The organism is Desulfocastanea catecholica, assembly GCF_054657295.1.
Genome location: NZ_BAAHYZ010000005.1, coordinates 44,076 through 64,416 on the forward strand (window position 1 = coordinate 44,076; position 20,341 = coordinate 64,416).

Below are 20,341 nucleotides of genomic sequence, written 5' to 3' on the forward strand. Positions count from 1 at the left end.
GGCCCGGACAGGATCCTGACAATCAGCAGCCGCAGCCGCATGAACCGCCGCAGCCACCGCTGGCCAGAGCTTTTGCCAAAGACTGGACGATCTCCTGGTTCAGGGCGTCGGTTACAGCGGTTACCTCGGCGTGCAAGGTGATCGTCTCAGGGATGATCTGTACGCCAAGCGCTCGATACAGCGGCGAGAACAGATGACCGAAAAACTCATGGGCTTCACCACTTGATACGGCGAGCACCAGGTTCTCGCCTATGGCTTTATCGTGCAGAGCTGCTTCGAAGGGACAGAGTCCGTCACTTGCCACCCCGTAGATAAATTGAAAATTAACCGGGGAGCCGGTCAGATTATATTTTTCCGACTCACTGCCGCCGCTGCCGGCAAGAAGTGACAGGGTTACTTTTTTCAAAGGTTCAATAGTTGCTGTCAATGATCTCTCCTTTCCTCCTCTTTAACGAGGAATATCATGGCAATAAAGGTCGCGTTTGCCATGCTGTCGGTTCAGTTATCCGGGGTAAGGTTTTCCACCGGCTGTCACAGATACAGGCCCGGTTCCTTGCGGTCTGCACAATTTTCATGCAGCCACTGTACTTTCTGCTTGATGGGCTCGGCGGCTATCTGTAAAGCATCCTCCGGGCAGCTTTTCAGGCAGGCACAACAAAAAATACAGAGATTCTGGTCTATCTGTATTCCGGATGTCAGTGAGATTGCGCCGGTCGGACAGGCCGGCAGGCAGGCGCCACACTCCGTGCATACCGACTGCAGGACCAAGGGGGTAAATGGCATTTTTCCCATGGCTTCTTTATAGGGTATGTTGCCCGGCACCTTCAGGCTGTCTGCGTCTGCCGGATCGGTGACCGCCAGAAGTTTTTCAAGGATTTGTCCGCCAAAGGCTTTCGCAGCAGCCAGATCTGCATCATCAGGCCGGTCGGCTGCGATAGGCATTTCCGCTCCGGAATAGGAGTGTTCTCCGATAAACGTTCCGGCGGCCAGGGGGAGAAAATTGGCTTGCACGGCGATATCCCGCAGTTCAATCAGGGCATCCTCGAAATCCCTGTTGCCGTAGGTTACCACAATGACCGCCGGGCTCTTACTTCCCTGCAGCGCCGCAAGTCTTTGCACGGCCAGGGCTGCCACCCGCCCGGCATACACCGGAACACCGATAATAGCCAGCTCGTCCGCAGCAACATGCAGCTCGGAAACCGCATCGGGATAGGTCAGGTCATTATTTTCACAAGGGATATCGCCCATGCCCGAGGCAATTGCGTCAATAATCTTCTTCGAGGTTCTGGTCGGGGAAAAGGAAATAAGCCGTATTTTTTTGATCTGCATCAGGGGTTCCCGTTGGTTGATTTTATCATGGGTTTTTCGGACGAAGTCGAAGAATTCTTCCGGAATCAGTAGAAAAATACAGCAAACCGTCAGGACTTTCAACTACGCATCGAATACGTTCTTCAAGATCAGCCAGCAGCCTTTCTTCCTCCACCGCTTCGCCGTCCTCACTGATCACCACTCTATTGAGATGACGCTGAACCAAGGCGCCGGCAAACAGGTTACCCTGCCAGCCGGGAAAGGCTTTGCCGGAATAGAGCAGCAAACTCCCCGGGGCAATAGAGGGGATATACACTTTAACCGCATCAACCATGCCGGTTTTTGTGCGCCCCTCGCCGACCTGTACCGGTCCCCAGTATTCCTTCCCGTGCGAGACAACCGGCCAGCCATAGTTTTTGCCGGGAAGGATAAGATTGATCTCATCGCCACCGCGCGGGCCATGTTCATTACTCCACAGCCGGTTATGCAGCGTATCGTAGACAATGCCCTGCGGGTTACGATGGCCATAGCTCCAGATCTCCGGCAGCCCGGCGCCGTTTGCGAACGGATTGTCGTCCGGCACCGTCCCGTCGAGATTGACCCGGAGGATCGAACCGGCATGGGTTGTCAGGTCCTGCCCGTTGGGGCGATCCCCCCGGTCACCAATGGTGAAAAACAGATGTCCCGCACCATCAAAGGCAATACGGCTGCCGAAATGACGGGTGGTTTTTGTGGCTGACCTGGTGACCAGGAGGTCCTGCCAGTCCTGTAATCGATCATCCAACAGACGCGCCCTGGCCAGGGTCGTTACTCCCTGCCCCGCCTGCTCTTTGCTGTAGGTGAAATAGATCCACTCGCCGGGTGCATATCCCTTTGGCACGGCCACATCGAGCATTCCCCCCTGCCCTTGACTATAGACCTTCGGGCCGCCCTGAAGCACCTTTTTCCTGCCGGAAGACAGATCGAGCAAGGAGATTTCGCCTTGCCTCTCGGTGAAAAGGAGCTCTGTCGGGCTCAGAAAGACAAGTCCCCAGGGAACACCCAGGCCACTGACAACCTCTTCAACCTGAAAATCCATCCCGGCACTGCGGCCGACAAGGAGCGGACGGCAAAAACCCTGCTCAAGCACCATGACACTCAGCAGGACCGACATAAAGAGTATCCTGATCATGACAGCCTCCACGTTTATTCACGAAAAGAAACGCTTGTGAGATATACGTTGTGAGATATAACGATAATAATTATACTGACCGGCGCCAGTAAAGAAAATAATTGTCACCCCGGTAAACTGGAAAAACGACCCGAACAGGAGAGCAGAACATGGCCGCAGAAAAAACCACCGCACCGGCACAGCATGGGCAGAAAGGGGCGGATCAGCCCGCGTGGTACGATGTCCTGATAAATATCTTCAAGAAGTTACTCGAATACAACATGTTTGCCTACGGCACGAAGAAGAAGTTCTGAGACGGAGATTCTCCCGTCAACCTCCGGAAATGGCCGGGAAGACATCTATTTCATCGCCGTCCTGCACCAGGTCATTTTTGGTAATCACCTTGCCGCAACGCACGGCAATAATATCGCCAAGGTCGATACCGGACTGGCGACGGCATTGCTGCAACACCGTCGCCAGGGTTTCCTGTCTGCCCAGAGGTATCTCTATCCTGCCGATATCGGTCAATTTAAAATTGACAGCTACCATTTCCTGGCCAGGGCCGATTCTTCGTCAGTGATATCCATCACCTCGCCGGTTTCCGGTTGGGCTTCCTCATAAAAAGTTTCCGTAAACCGATAATCCTGGGCGGTTATTCCTGCATCGGTATTGAACTGGTGTTCAATGCGCAGGGTTTTTTTCACGATATCATCAAATTCCCCTTCAGTTATATCCACACCATAGCGGAATTGAATGAGATCGAGCAGGGGCTGCATGTTATCTCTTACCGAATAGCGCACAAAATTGCACATGCCCATCGCATCCATGCGGGAGCCGATGACCTGGAATTTTTTTGACAGGGCCACCTTGCCTTCCTTGCTGGTCGGCACGTCTTCATCCCGCAGGGTAAACCCGAAGGTATGATCCGCGCCCATCGGAGAAGACAGGTAGGTCATGGCCATGCCTTTAGTGCCTCTCGGTTCATAGGCCGGAATCGCCTGGCCGAGCACATGGGGAGCATGCCGGACGCCGAGCACCCTGGCGGCAATCTTACAACCGGAGGCAAGAATGCGGCCAAGAGGTGTCAGCGCTCTGACTTCCTCCATCAAGGCGATCGCCGCCGTTGTATCGCCGAATTCGGCGATGCCCGCTTCCATGGCCACGCCGATGGCGGCACCGACGTCAAGGGTATCAACCCCGGCATCATTGGCAATACGGTTCATTGTTGCTATGGCGTCGAGATCCTTGAGACAGAGATTCGAACCCATCAGGGCCATGGTTTCATACTCGACCGGCGAACAGAGTAATTTACCGTCTTTATCGGGATAGACATTGGAACACTGGATCGCACATGGATGCATGCAGGCGTGTTGTGTCCGTCCTTCGCCGTCACGTTCCTTGATGGTGTCATACATGGTCTGGGCGTTAATCTTTTCCGCCCCTTCCATCACGCCGTGCCGGAAATTCCGGGTCGGCAGCACCTTCAGGGATTGACAGATGTCGACCATCGCCGCGGTGCCGTATTTGGTAAAGAGCGAAGATACCGGGTTTTCCCTGAGCAACTGGACAATTTTCTTTGTGCCGTCCTTGAAGGCATCTTCGTCGACGAATGTCGGTTTCACTTTACCGTCATTTAAGATCACCAGCGCGATAACCTTTTTAGATGCCATCACCGCGCCAAGTCCACCTCGTCCAGCGTAACGTGAACAGACACCGTGCGGATCCGAGCAGGCAATACCAGTGGCGAAAAGCAGTTTTTCGGCGGTCGGCCCGATGGTAACGCAGCCGGCCTTGGCGCCGAATCTCTGGGTGAGCAGATCGGATTTTTCATAAACGCCTTTACCGGCGAGAAAATTTCCGTCGACAAATTCGGTTTTTTCCGCACCAATGACGACAATCTTCCACCCGGCATCACCTGGGGGCGCATCTTCCAGTGCAATACAGCGCAAGCCCTGCTGCGCCATGCGCGTGCCGACAATCCCGCCGGCATTGCTCTCTTTGATACCACCGGTAAGGGGACTTTTCGCGCCGATGCTCAGTCGATCGGAGCTGGATACGGTCGTGCCGCTCAGTACCCCCGAGCAAAAAAAGAGGGTATTCTTTCTGCCGAGAGCGTCACAGGTCGCCGGCACCTCGCTGCTGACCAGATGGGAAGACAGCGTCCTGCCACCGAGGAGAAATTCTTTAGAATCACAGGTCTCCATTTTTGTCGTACCGGTGGCGGTATTGATTCGTAACATTGAAAACATACTTTTCTCCATTATTCTCAGCTGTTTTGCTCTTCCGGAAATACCTTTGCAGTGCCGCAGGATTGGGCTTATCGGCCAAACGACCTGCATAGTGTATACAATAAATGAATACTATTTTAAGTATGCTATATTTCCAGCGGTGTCAAGATTTTTTTGGCCACCCACTGCACCGCTACGGATGCTTTATCCCTGCAGCAAAGAAGAACACACATATTCCTTTAACCCCAGAGCGACACGGCAATATTATGTATCAGGCTGATACCATCTGAGGCGAAGGGCATTGGTGACCACCGAAACGGAACTGAGTGCCATGGCGGCACCGCCGATCATCGGATTGAGCGTTGGTCCGCCGAAAATGGCCAAAACACCGGCCGCCACCGGAATCCCGACGACATTGTAGGCAAAGGCCCAGAAAAGATTCTGGCGGATATTGCGCATGGTCGCCCGGCTGAGGCCAATGGCTCGGCCGACCCCGGCCAGATGGCCGTTCATCAGCACTATATCGGCCGACTCCATGGCAACATCGATGCCGGTGCCCATGGCCATGCCGACATCAGCCCTGGCCAGCGCCGGTGCGTCATTTATACCATCACCGATCATGGCCACCACCTCCCCGGCCTGCTGTAAACGGACAACCTCCTCTTCCTTGTTATCCGGCAGGACACCGGCGACAACCCTGTCGATCCCTGCCTGACGGGCAACGGCCTGGGCGGTCTTCTCATTGTCCCCGGTGAGCATGACCACCTTGAGGCCCATTGCCTGCAGATGACCGATGGTTATTTTTGCCTCCTCCTTCAGCGGATCGGCAATGGCCAGCAGGCCGGCCAGCGTCCTGTCGACCGCCAGATAGAGCACGGTCTTGCCCATATCGGACAACTCCCCGGCCTCTTTCAGCACCTGTTCGGACAAACCCGCTATCTGCTGTTCCGTGAAAAATTCCACATTGCCTAAAAGAACATCGTGTCTCTTCCCACTCAGCAGAAGAGACGAACCGATGCCTCGGCCGAGAGTCGCCGAAAAAGACTGCGGCTCGGCTCTGGGACACTCACTTTTTTCGGCGGCGGCAATAACCGCCTCGGCCAGAGGATGCTCCGAGCGGCTCTCGGCACCGGCGGCAAGGCTCAACAGCGTGGTTTCGTCGTATCCGGCAAAGGGGCGGATGTCGGTGACCTCGGGGCGGCCAAGCGTCAGCGTACCGGTTTTGTCAAAGACCACACAGCTCACCTTCTGGGCCAGTTCCAGTACCTCGCCGCTCTTCACCAGGACACCGAGCTGCGCCCCGCGGCCGGTGCCGACCATGATCGAGGTCGGGGTGGCAAGGCCCATGGCACAGGGACAGGCAATGACCAGCACGGCGATAAAAATTCGCAGGGCGAAACTGAACTCGGCGTCACCGATAAAGAACCAGCTCAAGCCGGAAGCAGAGGCAATGACGATTACCGTCGGCACAAAATAGAGGCTGATGCGATCGGCAAGGCTGGCAATCGGCGCCTTTGTCCCCTGGGCATCCTGCACCAGTTTGACGATCCGGGCAAGCATGGTGTCCCGGCCGACCTTAATGGCCTCCATGGTCAAGGCCCCGTTTTTGTTCAGCGTCCCGCCAAAAAGCGTGTCGCCTGGGCGTTTTGCCACCGGCATGCTCTCGCCGGTGAGCATCGATTCGTCAACGGCGGATTCTCCGTCGATAATTGTCCCGTCGACCGGGATCCGCTCCCCGGGCCGGATGAGAATACGGTCGGCAACCCGTATCTCCGCCACCGCCACCAGGCGCTGGCCGTTCTCGTCGATCAGCGTGGCCGTTTCCGGGGCCAGCTGCATCAGCTGTCTGATGGCATCGGTGGTTCTGGCCTTCGACCTGGCCTCGAGATATTTGCCCAGAGAGACCAGGGCAATCAACATCGCCGCCGATTCAAAATAGAGGTCATGGGCCCGGGCGACAGCATCGATTCCCAGACCGATTTCCACCAGATTCCAGGTGGAATAGACAAAGGCCGCCCCGGTTCCGATGGCGATCAGAGAGTCCATGTTCGGTCCCCCGCGCAGCAGTGCCGGAATACCGTTCAGATAAAAATTTCTGCCAAGGTAGAGAACGGGCAGCAGCAGCAGGAACTGGATGGTGGCATAGGTAAAAGGAGCATGCGCAGGATGAAGGTTGTCCGGCAGGGTAATGCCGATCATATGGGCCATCGACAGACACATGATGAGCAGTGCCAGAATAAAAGCAGGAAAAAGACTCTTTTTCATCGCCTGCAGCCGATCAGCGGCGTCCTGTGCATCAGCCGAGTCATCGCTGTCCGCCGTTGCCGCCTCGGCGGAAAAACCAAGACCGACTATTGCCTGTTCTATGTCAGGGACAGCAATAGCCTCCGGGTCATAGGCGATCTGCGCCTTTTCCGTGGCCAGATTCACCGAGCAGCGGCTGACCCCCGCGAGGTTGCCCACCACTCGTTCAATACGACTGGAACAGGCCGCACAATGCATTCCTTTTATATTCGCTTCAAAGTTTTCTATGGCCATAATCAAGAGAATTCTGCAAAGGGATTTTAAGGGTCAATATTCAGATGATAAACACCGCCTTGATTCCTACTCAAGATAAACATCTCCCCATATGAATCAATGCGGTGCCTATCGTGCACCCTATCCCCGGAGACGGTTACATCTCTGGGGACCTATGAACCATATGCAGGGACTGCCTACCTCATGCCGTGCTCATACCAGAATTTCGCAGTATGTTTCCCGTCTGCATCTTTAAAGAGACAGATCACCCCCCACTTCCCTGGTTCGTCAATGGTGAAATTGGCGGCGAAGACCCCGCTGCCAAAGTCTTTCAGGTCGGCCAGCTGCTCTTTTCCCGACGGGGCAATGAGTTTGACTTTGCCGACGGCCTTGACGATCTTCTCGTCATTCTTCATAAACGAAGCCATGATATGATGGGTCCGCCCCTCGGGATCGGTCATCTGCATGGCGGCCAGTTCCATGATCTGGAATTCGGCATGGATTCCGTCAACCATTACCGTCTGTTTGAAGGTTCCGCCATCCATACTCGTGCCGTGATCCATCGTGCCGTGGTCCATCGATTCCATCTTGACCGGATCCGTTGCCGCCTGAACGCCATGCTGCGAGTGTTCATCGCTCTTGTTATCCATGGCCAGTGCATTGCCGATCAGAAAAACACTGCACAGAGCAAACATCATTATTGTTCTTTTCATGATTTTCACCTTTGTTGTTTTTTATAATGAAGAGGTGTACCTCCGTCCTTACTCACAGAGAGCAATACCATCTCCCGGTTCTTTTGCTGTTTTGTTCTTCTCCTCCTCGGTGTCGGGAGGATTCTTAGGCAGGCCAATGCCCTTCCAGATACCGTAAATCGCCGGAACAACGACGAGGGTCAGGACAGTCGCACTGACCATGCCGCCAACCATGGGAGTGGCAATCCGTTTCATCACCTCGGATCCCGTGCCGCTGCTCCACATAATCGGCATAAGGCCGGCCATAGTCGCCACAACCGTCATCATCTTCGGTCGAACCCGCAGTGCCGCGCCTTGCTCGATGGCCATGTTCAGATGCAGCCTGCAGAAGGAATCGCCGTACTTTTTCCGATAGTCCCGATAGGCAATATCGAGATAGATGAGCATCACCACCCCGGTCTCCGCCGCCACCCCGGCCAGGGCAATAAAGCCGACGGCCACGGCAACGCTCATGTTATAGGCCATATAATCCATCAACCACAGCCCCCCGGTCAGGGCAAAGGGAACAGACAACATGACGATGAGGCTCTCGGTAATATTTTTAAAATTAAGGTAGAGGAGCAGGAAGATGATAATCAGGGTGGCCGGCACGACGACCTTCATTTTCTGCTGCGCCCGGACCATATATTCATACTGTCCGGACCAGACGATACTATACCCCGCCGGCAGCTTGACCTTCTCGGCGACAGCCTGCTGCGCCCGTTTGACATACCCGCCTACATCACCTCCGGCTATATCCACATAGACCCAGGCATTTTTCCGCGCGTTTTCGCTTTTGATCGACGGAGCGCCCTTATGAATATCGATCTCCGCCACCTGGGTAATCGGAATCTGTGCCCCGCCGGGCGTGGGAATAAGGATGCGCTTGAGTTTTTCCGGCGTATCGCGCAATTCCGAGCCATAGCGCAGGTTGACCGGATACCGCTCCAGCCCCTCGACTGTCGAGGTAACATTCATGCCGCCGATGGCGGTGATAATGACATCCTGCACATCGCCGACGGTCAGGCCGTACCGGGCGGCCTCCTCCCGGTTTATTTTATAATCGAGAAAATTCCCGCCGGTGACCCGCTCGGCATAGACACTGGCCGTTCCCGGAACCTCGCCGATGACCGCCTCGACCTGTTCGCCGATCTCGGAAAGGGTCTGCAGGTCATCGCCCATCAGCTTCAGACCGACCGGAGTTTTAATACCCGTCGAGAGCATGTCGGTCCGGGTCTTGATCGGCATTGTCCAGGCATTGGTCAGCCCGGGAAACTGTATGGCCTTATCCATCTCATCGACCAGTTTCTCGGTGGTCATGCCGGCACGCCACTCCGACTGCGGCTTCAGGGTGATGATCGTTTCCAGCATCGACAGCGGCGCCGGATCGGTTGCCGTCTCGGCCCGGCCGGCTTTGCCGGTCACATTATCAACCTCCGGGAAGGATTTGATAATCCTGTCCGTCTGCTGCAGCAGCTCACGGGCCTTGGTAATGGAGATACCCGGCAGGGTTGTCGGCATATACAGGAGATCCCCCTCATCGAGGGGCGGCATGAACTCCGTCCCCATCCGGCTGTAGGGAATCCAGGCGGCGACCAGTGCTGCGACGGCGAGCAGCACCACGAGAAGTTTGGCCTTCAGGACCAGTTTGATGATCGGATGATAGATCCAGATAAGAAAACGGTTCACCGGATTCCGGTGCTCCGGCATGATTCTACCGCGGATCATATAGCCCATGAGTACCGGTACCAGGGTGATGGCCAGCAGTGAGGCACCCATCATGGCATAGGTTTTGGTGTAGGCCAGCGGACGAAACATTCGTCCCTCCTGGGCCTCCAGGGTAAAGACCGGTAAGAAGGAGACGGCAATGATCAGCAGCGAGAAAAACAGGGGAGGACCGACCTCTATCGAGGCCTCGCGGATGATCTCCCAGTGGTCTTTTCTGCCCTTGTCCTGTTCCAGATGTTTATGGACGTTTTCCACCATGACGATGGCCGCGTCGACCATGACGCCGATGGCAATGGCGATGCCGCCGAGACTCATGATATTGGCGTTGATGCCCTGTCGTTCCATGATGATAAAAGAAATCAGTACCCCGATCGGCAGGGTGATAATGCCGACCAGGGCGCTGCGCATATGAAAGAGAAAGACGATGCACACCAGGCCAACGATAAGAATCTCTTCAAGCAGGGTGCGTTTCAGGTTATCGATGGCCCGCAGGATCAGAGCCGAGCGGTCATACACCGGGCGAATGGACACCCCCTCCGGCAGACCGGACTTGATCTGTTCGAGGCGTTCCTTGACTCTGTCAATGACCGCCAGGGCGTTCTCGCCGTAACGCATGACGATAATCCCGCCGACCGCCTCCCCGGTGCCGTTATAGTCGAGCAGTCCACGGCGCAGCTCGGGGCCGATTGCCACCCGCGCCACATTTCTCAACAGCACCGGTGTCCCCCGATCGACACCAAGCGGGATATTTTCCAGATCCGCCGTGGAATGTATATAACCGAGTCCCCGGACCATAAACTCGGTTTCACCCATTTCCACCAGCCGTCCGCCGACATCGTTATTGGAACGCTGGATGGCTGCACGCACCTTCTGCAGGGGAATATTATAGGCCAGCAGCTTATTGGGGTCGACGATCACCTGGTATTGTTTGACAAAACCGCCGATCGACGCCACCTCGGCAACCCCGTGAACACTAGTCAGTTCATAGCGCAGAAACCAGTCCTGGATGGAACGCAGCTGCTGCAGATCGTGACGATCGCTTTCCACCAGATACTGAAAAACCCAGCCAACGCCGGTGGCATCCGGTCCAAGATTCGGTGAAACCCCGCCGGGCAGCCTGCCGGTCATCGAGCTCAGCGCCTCGAGCACCCGGCTTCTCGCCCAATACATATCCGTGCCGTCTTCAAAGATGACATAGGTGAAACTCATGCCGAAAAAGGAATAGCCGCGCACCACCTTGGCAAAGGGAACCGCCAGCATGGCCGTCGTCAGCGGATAGGTGACCTGGTCCTCGACCACCTGGGGTGCCTGTCCGGCATATTCGGTAAAGATGATAACCTGGACATCGGACAGATCCGGGATCGCATCGAGCGGGATGCGCAACATAGCCAGAATTCCAGCGGTCACGACAAAGACGGTCAGCAGCAGAACCAGAAGTTTGTTGCGAAGGGAATATTCAATTATTGCCTTAATCATAACAATCCTCTCCCGTCATCCGTGTCGCAATCAGTTATCCATCTTCATATCGCTCATGTCGAGATCACTGTCATCCATTGACATATCGCTCATGTCGAGATCTTCTGTCGAGAGTTCCGTGGACTGTCCGGTCCGGGCTTCGAGCATTTTCTGGATCGCTTCACGCAAGCGGGATTCGGAATCGAACATAAACTGCGCCGAGGTGACGATATTGTCGCCTTCCTGCAACCCTTCCAGCACCTGAAACGTGCTGTTCTCCCCCTCCAGCCCGAGCTTTACCGGGCGCGGTGCAAATTTGCCCGCACCCTGAGCGACAAAGACCACCTTGCGCAGGCCGGAATCGATCACCGCCTCCTGGGGAATAACCAGCGCTGCCGGGTCGATCAGCGATTCGATATACACATTGGCGTACATATCCGGTTTCAGCAGCCCTTCCTGGTTATCAAAGGCCAGCCGCAGCTTCACCGTACGCGTCTTGGGATTGAGAAAAGGATAGATAAAAAGAACGGTTCCCTGCAGCCGTTTACCCGGCAGATAGGACAATTCCATATCGGCGGGCATCCCTTTTCGAATAAAGGGCAGCTCGTATTCGTACACCTCGACATCGACCCAGACTCTGGAGAGATCGGCTATTTCATATTGGTGCATGCCGGCCTTGACAAAATGGCCGGCAACGGCATCCTTTTTAATGACCACACCGTTTGCCGGGGAATAGATGGTCAGATTTTTTCTCACCTCACCCTTTTTCTCGAGCTGCCTGATCTGCGCGTTCTCAAGATCCCAGTACTGCAGACGCTGCCGGGCTGCGCCAAGCAGCCTGGCAGCATTTTCCCGCACACTTGGATAGCTGCTGTCCGCGAGGCTTTTCGCCTGCGCACGGGCAAGCAGATACTCCTCCTGGGCGGTGACCAGTTCCGGACTGTAAATCTCAAAGAGGGGTTGCCCCTTGGTCACGCTTTCGCCGACGAAATCGACATACAACTTCTCGATCCAGCCATCGAATTTAAGATTGACGGCATAAATCCTTGTCTCATCGTAGGTCACCGTGCCCAGGGCCCGGATCGATTTCTTCAGTTCCATCCGTTGCACCGCCGCCGTCCGGACGCCCATATTCTGCACAGTTACCGGATCGATTTTAATAGTCGATGCAGGCAGCTTCTCGCCATCTTCCTCCTCATACACCGGGATCAGGTCCATACCCATGGGGGATTTTCCAGGTTCATTGCGGATATAGGTAGGATCCATCGGCGCGGCCCAGTACTTGATGACTTTGCCGGTTTTCGGATCGACATCCCCCGCCTTCAGCCCTGCCGCGGTCGCCGACAACGTTGTCGTAAAAAGAACACAGGCGGTAATCAATGCCGTGAATAGGTGGTTCATTGTACCCCCTTTAGAGAAGACAGATTCGTGCCGATCAGCTCTTCCAGCTCCGCCACTTTCTTATAGAGCTGATACTTGTAGTTTTCCGCCATCAGTTCAATGCGTAACAGACGGATCCGGGCGGAAAGCATGGTGTTGAACTCGACCCTGCCGACCGAATACGCGGCCAGCGAGGCATCGGCCAGATGGGCCGCCTGCAGGGACAGGGCTTCACGAAACAGCCGGTGATTTTCTCTTGCCGCGTCGATTTCCGCCAGTGCCTGATCAATTGTATGCGGCAGAGTCTGGTTGAGTCCGAGCAGCGACTTTTGCGCGGCGATGAGACGCTTTTCAGCGGCGGCGAGTTGACTGTCCTGACGTTTGGACTGCCAGAGGGGCACGGTTATGCCCACCGTCGCCGAGAGAAAATCGGGACGATCTTCACGCTGGCCATAGGCGAGGCGCAGATCAAAATCCGGCAGATAGGCCTTCTCCGCCAGCTGGACATCGACTTTGGCCCGGTCGATCGCCGTCTTTCTCGCCTGAACGAGCGGATTGAACTGTAAGGCGATCCGGCCAAGTAGTTCGCGGGGGGGAATCTCACCGGGGTCATCCAGGGCCACCGGACCATCCTCCGCGAAAAAATCACCTCTATTGAGAAGACGGCCGATCCCGGCACGAACGACCCGTTCACGGCTCGCCAGAGTTACCCCTTCGTCGATAAGCTCGGAGTGCTGTACCTGGCCGGCGAGAATGTCCTGCTGCAGCCCCTTGCCGGTAGCATATCTGGTCTCGGCGACTCGAAGGACCTGGGTAACCAGGGCCTTCAGGTTGTCATTCGTCGACCGGCTTTTATGGATAAAACCAAGGTCATACCAGGCTCCGGCCAGGCTCCGGGCTATCTCCAGTCGCTTGCCCTGCACCTGAAAATCGGCTTCGAGGGCTTTTAGTTCACTGGCCTGCTGACGAAGATCGAGGGTGCCGAACCAGGGAAACCTCTGCGAGGCAAACAGCTGTTTCTGGGTCATCGGCTCCTGGTCAAAAGCAAAACTGTCGACGGGAACGCTCAGTAAGGCAATGCCGACCACCGGGTCCTGCAGGGAGCCGGCAAAAGGCGCCTCGGCCCGAAGCGCCTGGGCATTCGCCTCCATACTGAGGAGCTCCTGGTTGTTGCGGTATGCCTCGTCGATGAGACTGGTCAGTTTCGATGGTTCGCCAGCCGCATACACGCTGGTAAGCGAGGCCAGCAAGAGAAAAAAAGCGGCCATGAACCATCTGCGGATAAACGATGCACATCTATTTTGTTCGGCCCTGACGACGCGATGCAGGGGAGGGAAACACAGCTGTCGATGCAATATCGTTTTCATTTTCACTCCCCCTCCGACACAACAGCTTGCCGGAAAAATGAGGTTACAGGCAAGGGCTGATCAGAAGATCAATCCGGTAAATGTAAAAACTGTATCAAAAAGAATAAGCAGAAAATAACCAACTGCGACACATTCTTTCGCGACACATTCTTTCATGGCCGTAAATACGGTGGTCTTTCAATCCTGTTTCCCGATTGTCTCGCACAGGCTTCCAGCAGAGCCGTGGGAAATGTATCAAATGAGCAAAGAACAAGAGTAAGATACAATATCCGCAGAGTCTCACCTGGCCAAAGACTATACGACACATACTACATAGTGGCAACAATACACCGTGGCAATTATAGGTGAAATGGTTACAGTGGCTGAGAGGAAAAACTACCTTCTTTACTCTGGAGAAAAATAATGCAAAGTTTGAAAATTAAAGGAATGAGTTGCCAGCATTGCGTCGGTTCAGTGAAAAAAGCCCTGGAAGAGATTGCCGGTCTGTCACAGGTGACGGTCAACCTTGATGCGGGAGAGGCCACCTTTGCAAACAGCGATGTTCCCCGCGAGGAGATCAGAGCCGCCATCAAGAAAATCGGTTTTGAACCGGGAGAATAATTTTGTAACAAGCCGGCACTGGGCGGGAAATATCAGCATTCTGCTGCAATTCGCTTTCAGTACAACTTGTTATTGCGTAAGTAACTGATCGGCCAGGGTTTTCACCTCTTCGTCAGCATCGTCCAGGGCCTTTTGCAAAAAAGCCTGGGCGACCTGGTCATCTTTTCTCTGACCTAATGCCAACAAAGCTATCTTACGGATTTCCGGATCAGATTCATCCTGGATCACCTGCCCGAGAATTTGCGTCGATTGTGCATTTTGAATCGAGGCGATGCCGTTTACCAGCAATTGACGCACCTCTTTGTCCTCATTGCCGAGATATGACGCCAGTGCCCGCACAGATTCGTCATCACCCTTGTTGGCCAGTTCCTGAATAGCTTGCTGCTGCTGCGATCTCTCGGCAAACGGATTATTCAATACCTCTTCCACAGAAACGCTTTCCTCCCCAGCCCCCTCCGGCTGTTCCGAAGAATCCTCGCGAGGAACCGCCATGGTATCAGTGGGGCCAGGTGATGCCGGCATCGGTGCGGCCGGGGTGCTGCGCATGGACTTGGTAATCGCACTGCGGCTGAGAACCCATATTTCTGTTATGCGCCTGGCCTCCTCCTGTTTCGAGGTTCTCGGAGGCGCTTCCGTCACCACCGACAAGGATTGGTTGACAGTCAGCAGTCGGAGACATTTGTCCAGGGGAAGATCGGAAAATGACAGGGTAAGCCGTTCATTGACATCACCGTGAATATTTACTTTAAAGCCAAACTCTTCTTTTATCCGCTGCAATACCTCAACAAGCGGCGCATCGACAAGGTCTGCAGAAATCAATTCATCTTGAAAAGTGATGTGCAGAGTTGATGTTTTTTCCGGCACCTCGGTCGCGGCACCACCTGGACGACAGGTTATTACGAGACAGCATGTGACAAAGAATAAAACCCTGAAAAAAATGACGGCCGAAACCTGCGGAAAGGATCTTGTCATGATTGTCACGTTCTCCTGTTGAAGTTAAAATCTTGTCGAGTATTCCAGCGTTGAAAGGGCCCAGACCCCAATCTGGACAACTCCATCTTTACCTGCCCGGTTAAGACAAAATCTCCTGCACCCTGCCGACTTCGCCGCTTTCCAGGCGCACCTTGATGCCATGTGGATGCGATGGCGATTTAGTGAGGATATCCTTTACTCGCCCCTGGGTCTTTGCCCCTGTTCGCTGATCCTTTTTCAGGACAATCGCCACCTCGGCGCCGGGTTTGATATCAGCCCGCTTTCTCCCATCCATATTATCCCCATTATCCCCCGCAGCGTTTTACCCGCCAGCCACGCTGCTGTAACTCGTCAAAGAGCATGTCACGGTGATCGCCTTGAATTTCAATGGTCCCGGCCTTGACGGTACCACCGGATCCGCATCTTTTCTTTAATTCCTTGGCCAATACCGACAATTCCGCTGCATTAAGAGGCACTCCGGAAATTATCGTTACACCCTTGCCCTTTCGCCCCTTCGTCTCGCGCCCTATCCTGACAACCCCATCGCCTGCCGGAGCGGCTTTTTGCTGACGACAGACACAACCGGTTACCGGTTTGGCGCAGGCCGGGCAGATCCTGCCATCAGCCGTGGAGTACACCGTTGGATGTATGTTGGATTTTGATTTTGCCATTGCACCCTGTACCACAAGAGAAATAAGAGAGAGTATAACCAGATTCCTTTTACTTTCCTAAAAAAATACGCGCAACAGGGCTTCCATTGCACCGAGATATTTTCTATGGTCGCTGCGGCAAACACCTTCCTACCAGCGCACCTGGACGCCCCGACGATCGAGCAGGCTGCCCTCGGCCTGGTAGAGTTGCACCAGAGCGATGCGGTAGTTGACAATTGCCTCCACTTCGGCAATCTGGGTGGACAACAGGTCCCGCTGTGCCTGGGCGACCTGCAGTGCCGTGTCGGCACCAACATCAAAACGTTCTTTTTCCGCATTCGTCGTCAGCTCCTGGAAAACACGCGTCGCCCGACTGGCATCGATCTGCCGGCGCAACCGTTCAACCTCGTTGACGGCCAGGCATACATCAAGATGGACGATCTGGCGAAGATTGGCGACTGCCTCCACCGCCTGCTTTTCTCTGGCGTAGGACGCCAGGTTATGGGCTTCAGCCGCCCGGTTACCGAGCGCCTGGCTGAAACGCAGTCCACCCCTCAGGTCATAGCTGTCACCATCAATTTCCCGCAGCGAATCGCTAAAGGAATCACCATAGCCGGTTTTTCCCAGATTCATAAACAATTCCAGCCGAGGGAGAAGGCCGTTTTTCGTGACAATCGTCTCCAGCCGATGTTGCTGCAGACGCAGATGTGCCTCCCGCAGATCGGCACGGGCCAGGGCCACCGCCTGAATGTTTTCGCCGTTATCGAGTTCACCGACCAGCTCCCCGCGTTTGACGATATCGGCAATATTGACGGTCAGCCGCTCCACCCGGTAAACAGAAGACAAGCCAGGATTCTTTTCTCTACCCTGCCTATCCTCGTCCACGATACGGGGCAACGCCCTGCTCTGGAATCCACAGCCCCTTGGGCGGCTCCCCGGTCTGATAAAAAACATCAATCGGTATACCGCCACGGGGATACCAGTAGCCGCCAAGACGCAGCCATTGCGGTTGCAGGCAGGCAATAAGTCGGAGAGCGATGGCGATGGTGCACTCTTCATGGAAGGCGCCATGATTACGGAACGATCCAAGGAACAGTTTCAGGGACTTACTCTCAACCAACCATTCTCCCGGTACATAATCAATCATAATATGCGCAAAATCCGGCTGGCCGGTAAGAGGACAGAGGGAGGTAAATTCCGGCGCGGTAAAACGCACCAGATACGACACGCCCTGCTGTGGATTAACCACCCGCTCCAGCACCGCCTGTTCCGGACTTTCCGGCAATTTTACCGGTGCACCCAGCTGGGTCAGATTAGTATAGACTGTCTGCTGGCTCATTTTCTTCTCCTTCATTGTGATCGGGCCATCTTGAAATTCGACTTTTAAGAGTTTACCCAATCCGCCTCCCCGAACAGGCGGGACAGAAGACGGGATAATAGGGCCGGCGGCTATACCCCGCGCCTGTTGCCCCACAGCAACACATGCAGTTGCGGCAGGACTCGTGCGGCAAACCAGGCATCGGCAAGTACCCTTTCGACCAGCCAGAGCATCCGGGAGTTGACAGTGGTCGCATCGGCGGGGAGTTCACCTCCGTCACCCGGCGGGGTAAAATTACCGGGTTGCAGATACACCGGCAGATGGGGAAAACCTCGGGCTACCTCGCGGGCATAGCGATAATCGGCTTCATCGAAAACAACAAATTTCAGGGATGTCGCTGCCCTTCCGGCACCAGCCGCCACGCAGTCCTGCAATTTCTGCAGATCGGTTGGCATACCGCTGGAAGGTGGTTTCGGGCTGAGCGTCAGCAGGTCAAGCTCGGCAAACCATCGCTGCGCGACACTGCCCTGCGTTTCCAGGGCGAAGCTGAAACCCGAGGATTTACCCAGGGCCAGCAGGCCGCCCAACGGCTGAAGGGCCGGATTGCCGCCGGACAAGGAGACCATGAGGGGATGTCCCCCGGAGAGTGCATGAACCTTTGCCAGGATCTCCGCTGCCGACATTTCGCTCCAATCTTTCCGGTAGCGATGCTCTACGGCGTAGAGCGTATCGCACCATCTGCAGCGATAATCACAGCCGCCGGTACGGACAAATATTGTCGGCATGCCGATACAGGCTCCTTCTCCCTGGATGGTGGGGCCAAAGATCTCACAGATGCAGATTTTTTCAGCCACGTTCATGGCCGATACTCCGCCCAGGTTTTCGGCGTTTCGCTTACCCGCACCGCGGCCACTTCGGGCCAGCGCCCCCGGCACCAGTCATAGAATTGTTTCGCCAGGTATTCGGCGGTGACCTGGTCACTGCCAAAGATATCATTGAGATGCCGATGATCAATCTCTTCATCGAGGTAGTCTTTAAAAGCGTTCAATTCGCGGTAATCGCGGACAAAACCATGATTGTTCAATTCTTGGCAGGACAACTCGATTTCAACGACGTAATTGTGACCGTGCAGCCGGGCACAAGGATGATCCTTGGCCAACCGGAGCAGTTGGTGCGAGGCGGAGAAGGTAAACTCCTTGGCTATTCTATACATTGAGGCCACCCCGCTGTTTTTTGCTGTTTTCGACAGCAGTTTGCCAATATTCGCCATCGAGGTATTCGGTGGGGTCAGCCACGCGAGCAAGAGCAAAGGCCTCGATGCGCTCGACACAGGTACCGCAGCGACCGCAATGGCTTGTCCCGCCCTTGTAACAGGACCAGGTCATGGCAAACGGGACGGCCAGGCCTTGTCCTATCGAAACAATATCGGCCTTGGTTATGGTGACAAACGGTGCATACAGTTTGATGGGCGACTGACCATCCAGCGCGTAATTCTGCATGTTTTGAAACGACTCGATAAAGGCCGGGCGACAATCAGGGTAAATGAAATGATCTCCGCCGTGCACCGCCGCCGCCACCGCGTCGGCGCCCTGTGCCGAGGCAATGCCAAAGGCGATCGCCAGCATGATGGCATTGCGGTTCGGCACGACGGTGATCTTCATGGTTTCCTCGGCGTAGTGCCCATCCGGAACACCTATGTCATCGGTGAGGGCAGAGCCAGAGAGCATCGCACCGAGAGGAGATATGTCAATGAGCTGATGTTTGGTACCGAGCCTGTCGGCACATTTTTCGGCGAAATCGAGTTCTTTCTTGTGGCGCTGGCCGTAATCAAAGGAAACAAGCCCGAGCAGCTCGTTCTCGGCCGCTACTTTATGGGCGAGGGTGACGGAATCGAGTCCGCCGGAACAAATAACAATAGTTTTCATTTTTTCGTCCTTGTTTTATTGACCGGGTAGGTCCGCGACCGGTATGGTGTCTCAACTGCGAGGCGCATCTATAGCAATTTTAGGTGGAATTTGTAAACTCTTTTTACCACAGCTGGAGGTATATGGTAACCATCTATGAAGATTATGGTGATGAGCCGGAGGATATCTTTCTGCCCTTGCCCGAACAGCTGGCCTGCGACTTCTATGCCCTTGAAATGGAGAGCTATGCGGCGGATATCAATTTCTTCGAACCGCTGCTGCCGCGCCAGGGCACCTTCCTGGAAATGGGCTGCGGCACCGGCCGCATCGCCCGCAGGCTGGCAGGAAAAAAAGAGACTAATCGTTTTGTCATCGGCATGGATATCTCCATGGTGATGCTGCAACGGGCTAGTCAAAGGCGACATCCTGGCGAGGGCTCTGTCCGCTACCTCTGCATGGATATGGTCAAGCCGGCTTTTGCCATCCTCTTTGATGTCATCCTCATCCCCTACAATACCCTCAATCTGCTCGGCACGGCGGACAAAATCACCGCCTGCCTCAACGGCTGCAGAAGTTTTCTGCGACCGGGGGGCACACTGCTGGTCCAGCTGTTTATTCCGACGGAGGACTTCATTGGCCGGAGAAAGACCTTCCAGTTCCAGATGTTTGATCGACCGGGAGGCGGTAAAATCATCAAGGAAATTGTGAAACAATACGATCCGCAGGCGCAGGCAGTGCGCATCGAAGAACGCTTCCGGGTCCGGCCGATGCCGGCAGGCCCGGCCAACGAAGACTGGCATTCCATCTACACCGTGGCCGGCTTTTCTGCCGATCAATGGCTTGATTTTTTTCAAAAAGCCGGTTTTAACCCGATGTCTATGTATGGTGACTATTCCGGTGGCCGGTATGAAAAAAAAGGAAATTCCTCAATCTGTATCGTGCCCCTCACCCTGCCATAAAAAAAATTATGTTTTTTGACCTATATCAAAGAGAGCAAAACGTTTATTGTGTATTCTCTCTTCAACATTGATTG

The 20,341-nt window shown here is 54.9% G+C and carries 21 protein-coding genes; 3 read left to right on the forward strand and 18 right to left on the reverse strand.

All coding sequences use genetic code 11. From position 1 onward, the window contains the following. Window positions 1-22: 22 nt before the first annotated feature. The 3 genes from ACYQ8U_RS06105 to ACYQ8U_RS06115 form a co-directional block, all read right to left on the reverse strand. Window positions 23-427, reverse strand: coding sequence for a hypothetical protein (locus tag ACYQ8U_RS06105; RefSeq protein WP_459944639.1), 405 nt, complete (start codon window positions 425-427; stop codon window positions 23-25). 104 nt (window positions 428-531) lie between these two features. Then, entirely contained in the window at window positions 532-1,329 is a 798-nt protein-coding gene (locus ACYQ8U_RS06110; RefSeq protein WP_459944640.1) for a 4Fe-4S binding protein, read from the reverse strand. Window positions 1,330-1,354: 25 nt separating this feature from the next. Beyond that, a complete protein-coding gene (locus ACYQ8U_RS06115) occupies window positions 1,355-2,479 on the reverse strand; it encodes a PQQ-dependent sugar dehydrogenase (RefSeq protein ID WP_459944641.1) in 1,125 nt (374 codons plus the stop codon). Between the two features lie 149 nt (window positions 2,480-2,628). On the opposite strand from ACYQ8U_RS06115, the gene ACYQ8U_RS06120 reads away from it, so the two are divergent. Continuing rightward, the gene (locus ACYQ8U_RS06120; protein ID WP_459944642.1) at window positions 2,629-2,772 is read left to right on the forward strand and encodes a hypothetical protein; all 144 of its coding nucleotides are present in this window, start codon (window positions 2,629-2,631) and stop codon (window positions 2,770-2,772) included. A gap of 16 nt (window positions 2,773-2,788) precedes the next feature. Here the strand turns inward: ACYQ8U_RS06120 and ACYQ8U_RS06125 are convergent, their stop codons facing one another. From ACYQ8U_RS06125 to ACYQ8U_RS06155, 7 genes are all read right to left on the reverse strand, one after another. Beyond that, window positions 2,789-3,007: a MoaD/ThiS family protein gene (locus tag ACYQ8U_RS06125; RefSeq protein ID WP_459944643.1), complete on the reverse strand. Its 219-nt coding sequence runs from the start codon at window positions 3,005-3,007 to the stop codon at window positions 2,789-2,791. Continuing rightward, the gene (locus ACYQ8U_RS06130) at window positions 3,001-4,707 is read right to left on the reverse strand and encodes an aldehyde ferredoxin oxidoreductase C-terminal domain-containing protein (RefSeq protein ID WP_459944644.1); all 1,707 of its coding nucleotides are present in this window, start codon (window positions 4,705-4,707) and stop codon (window positions 3,001-3,003) included. The genes ACYQ8U_RS06125 and ACYQ8U_RS06130 overlap by 7 nt, the downstream gene beginning before the upstream one ends. 243 nt (window positions 4,708-4,950) lie before the next feature. Then, window positions 4,951-7,224 (reverse strand): heavy metal translocating P-type ATPase, encoded by a 2,274-nt coding sequence (locus ACYQ8U_RS06135; RefSeq protein ID WP_459944645.1) that lies wholly within the window; start codon window positions 7,222-7,224, stop codon window positions 4,951-4,953. 176 nt (window positions 7,225-7,400) lie between these two features. Beyond that, window positions 7,401-7,916 (reverse strand): hypothetical protein, encoded by a 516-nt coding sequence (locus ACYQ8U_RS06140; protein WP_459944646.1) that lies wholly within the window; start codon window positions 7,914-7,916, stop codon window positions 7,401-7,403. Between the two features lie 48 nt (window positions 7,917-7,964). After that, a complete protein-coding gene (locus ACYQ8U_RS06145) occupies window positions 7,965-11,138 on the reverse strand; it encodes an efflux RND transporter permease subunit (RefSeq protein ID WP_459944647.1) in 3,174 nt (1,057 codons plus the stop codon). 30 nt (window positions 11,139-11,168) lie between these two features. Further along, window positions 11,169-12,518, reverse strand: a complete 1,350-nt coding sequence (locus ACYQ8U_RS06150; RefSeq protein ID WP_459944648.1) for an efflux RND transporter periplasmic adaptor subunit — start codon at window positions 12,516-12,518, stop codon at window positions 11,169-11,171. Continuing rightward, a complete protein-coding gene (locus tag ACYQ8U_RS06155; RefSeq protein ID WP_459944649.1) occupies window positions 12,515-13,864 on the reverse strand; it encodes a TolC family protein in 1,350 nt (449 codons plus the stop codon). Before ACYQ8U_RS06155 ends, ACYQ8U_RS06150 begins: the two co-directional genes overlap by 4 nt. Before the next feature lie 402 nt (window positions 13,865-14,266). Here ACYQ8U_RS06155 and ACYQ8U_RS06160 point away from each other — a divergent pair, with 402 nt between their 5' ends. Further along, on the forward strand, window positions 14,267-14,464 hold the full coding sequence (locus ACYQ8U_RS06160; RefSeq protein WP_459944650.1) for a heavy-metal-associated domain-containing protein: 198 nt from the start codon (window positions 14,267-14,269) through the stop codon (window positions 14,462-14,464). Between the two features lie 69 nt (window positions 14,465-14,533). On the opposite strand, the gene ACYQ8U_RS06165 is transcribed toward ACYQ8U_RS06160, so the two are convergent. From ACYQ8U_RS06165 to queC, 8 genes are all read right to left on the reverse strand, one after another. Next, window positions 14,534-15,436, reverse strand: a complete 903-nt coding sequence (locus ACYQ8U_RS06165) for a HEAT repeat domain-containing protein (protein WP_459944651.1) — start codon at window positions 15,434-15,436, stop codon at window positions 14,534-14,536. A gap of 100 nt (window positions 15,437-15,536) precedes the next feature. Next, window positions 15,537-15,731 carry a YwbE family protein gene (locus tag ACYQ8U_RS06170; protein ID WP_459944652.1) on the reverse strand — a complete coding sequence of 65 codons (195 nt, stop codon included), beginning with the start codon at window positions 15,729-15,731 and terminating at the stop codon, window positions 15,537-15,539. Window positions 15,732-15,741: 10 nt separating this feature from the next. Beyond that, window positions 15,742-16,107, reverse strand: coding sequence for a translation initiation factor Sui1 (locus ACYQ8U_RS06175; RefSeq protein ID WP_459944653.1), 366 nt, complete (start codon window positions 16,105-16,107; stop codon window positions 15,742-15,744). Between the two features lie 129 nt (window positions 16,108-16,236). Beyond that, on the reverse strand, window positions 16,237-16,932 hold the full coding sequence (locus ACYQ8U_RS06180; RefSeq protein WP_459944654.1) for a TolC family protein: 696 nt from the start codon (window positions 16,930-16,932) through the stop codon (window positions 16,237-16,239). A gap of 25 nt (window positions 16,933-16,957) precedes the next feature. Next, complete coding sequence (queF, locus tag ACYQ8U_RS06185) at window positions 16,958-17,425, reverse strand: preQ(1) synthase (RefSeq protein WP_459944655.1); 468 nt, start codon at window positions 17,423-17,425, stop codon at window positions 16,958-16,960. 110 nt (window positions 17,426-17,535) lie between these two features. Beyond that, window positions 17,536-18,264, reverse strand: a complete 729-nt coding sequence (gene queE, locus ACYQ8U_RS06190) for a 7-carboxy-7-deazaguanine synthase QueE (protein ID WP_459944656.1) — start codon at window positions 18,262-18,264, stop codon at window positions 17,536-17,538. Continuing rightward, window positions 18,261-18,617, reverse strand: coding sequence for a 6-pyruvoyl trahydropterin synthase family protein (locus ACYQ8U_RS06195; protein ID WP_459944657.1), 357 nt, complete (start codon window positions 18,615-18,617; stop codon window positions 18,261-18,263). Before ACYQ8U_RS06195 ends, queE begins: the two co-directional genes overlap by 4 nt. Then, window positions 18,610-19,329: a 7-cyano-7-deazaguanine synthase QueC gene (queC, locus tag ACYQ8U_RS06200; protein ID WP_459944658.1), complete on the reverse strand. Its 720-nt coding sequence runs from the start codon at window positions 19,327-19,329 to the stop codon at window positions 18,610-18,612. Before queC ends, ACYQ8U_RS06195 begins: the two co-directional genes overlap by 8 nt. 122 nt (window positions 19,330-19,451) lie before the next feature. On the opposite strand from queC, the gene ACYQ8U_RS06205 reads away from it, so the two are divergent. Beyond that, complete coding sequence (locus tag ACYQ8U_RS06205; protein WP_459944659.1) at window positions 19,452-20,267, forward strand: class I SAM-dependent methyltransferase; 816 nt, start codon at window positions 19,452-19,454, stop codon at window positions 20,265-20,267. Window positions 20,268-20,341 lie beyond the last annotated feature (74 nt).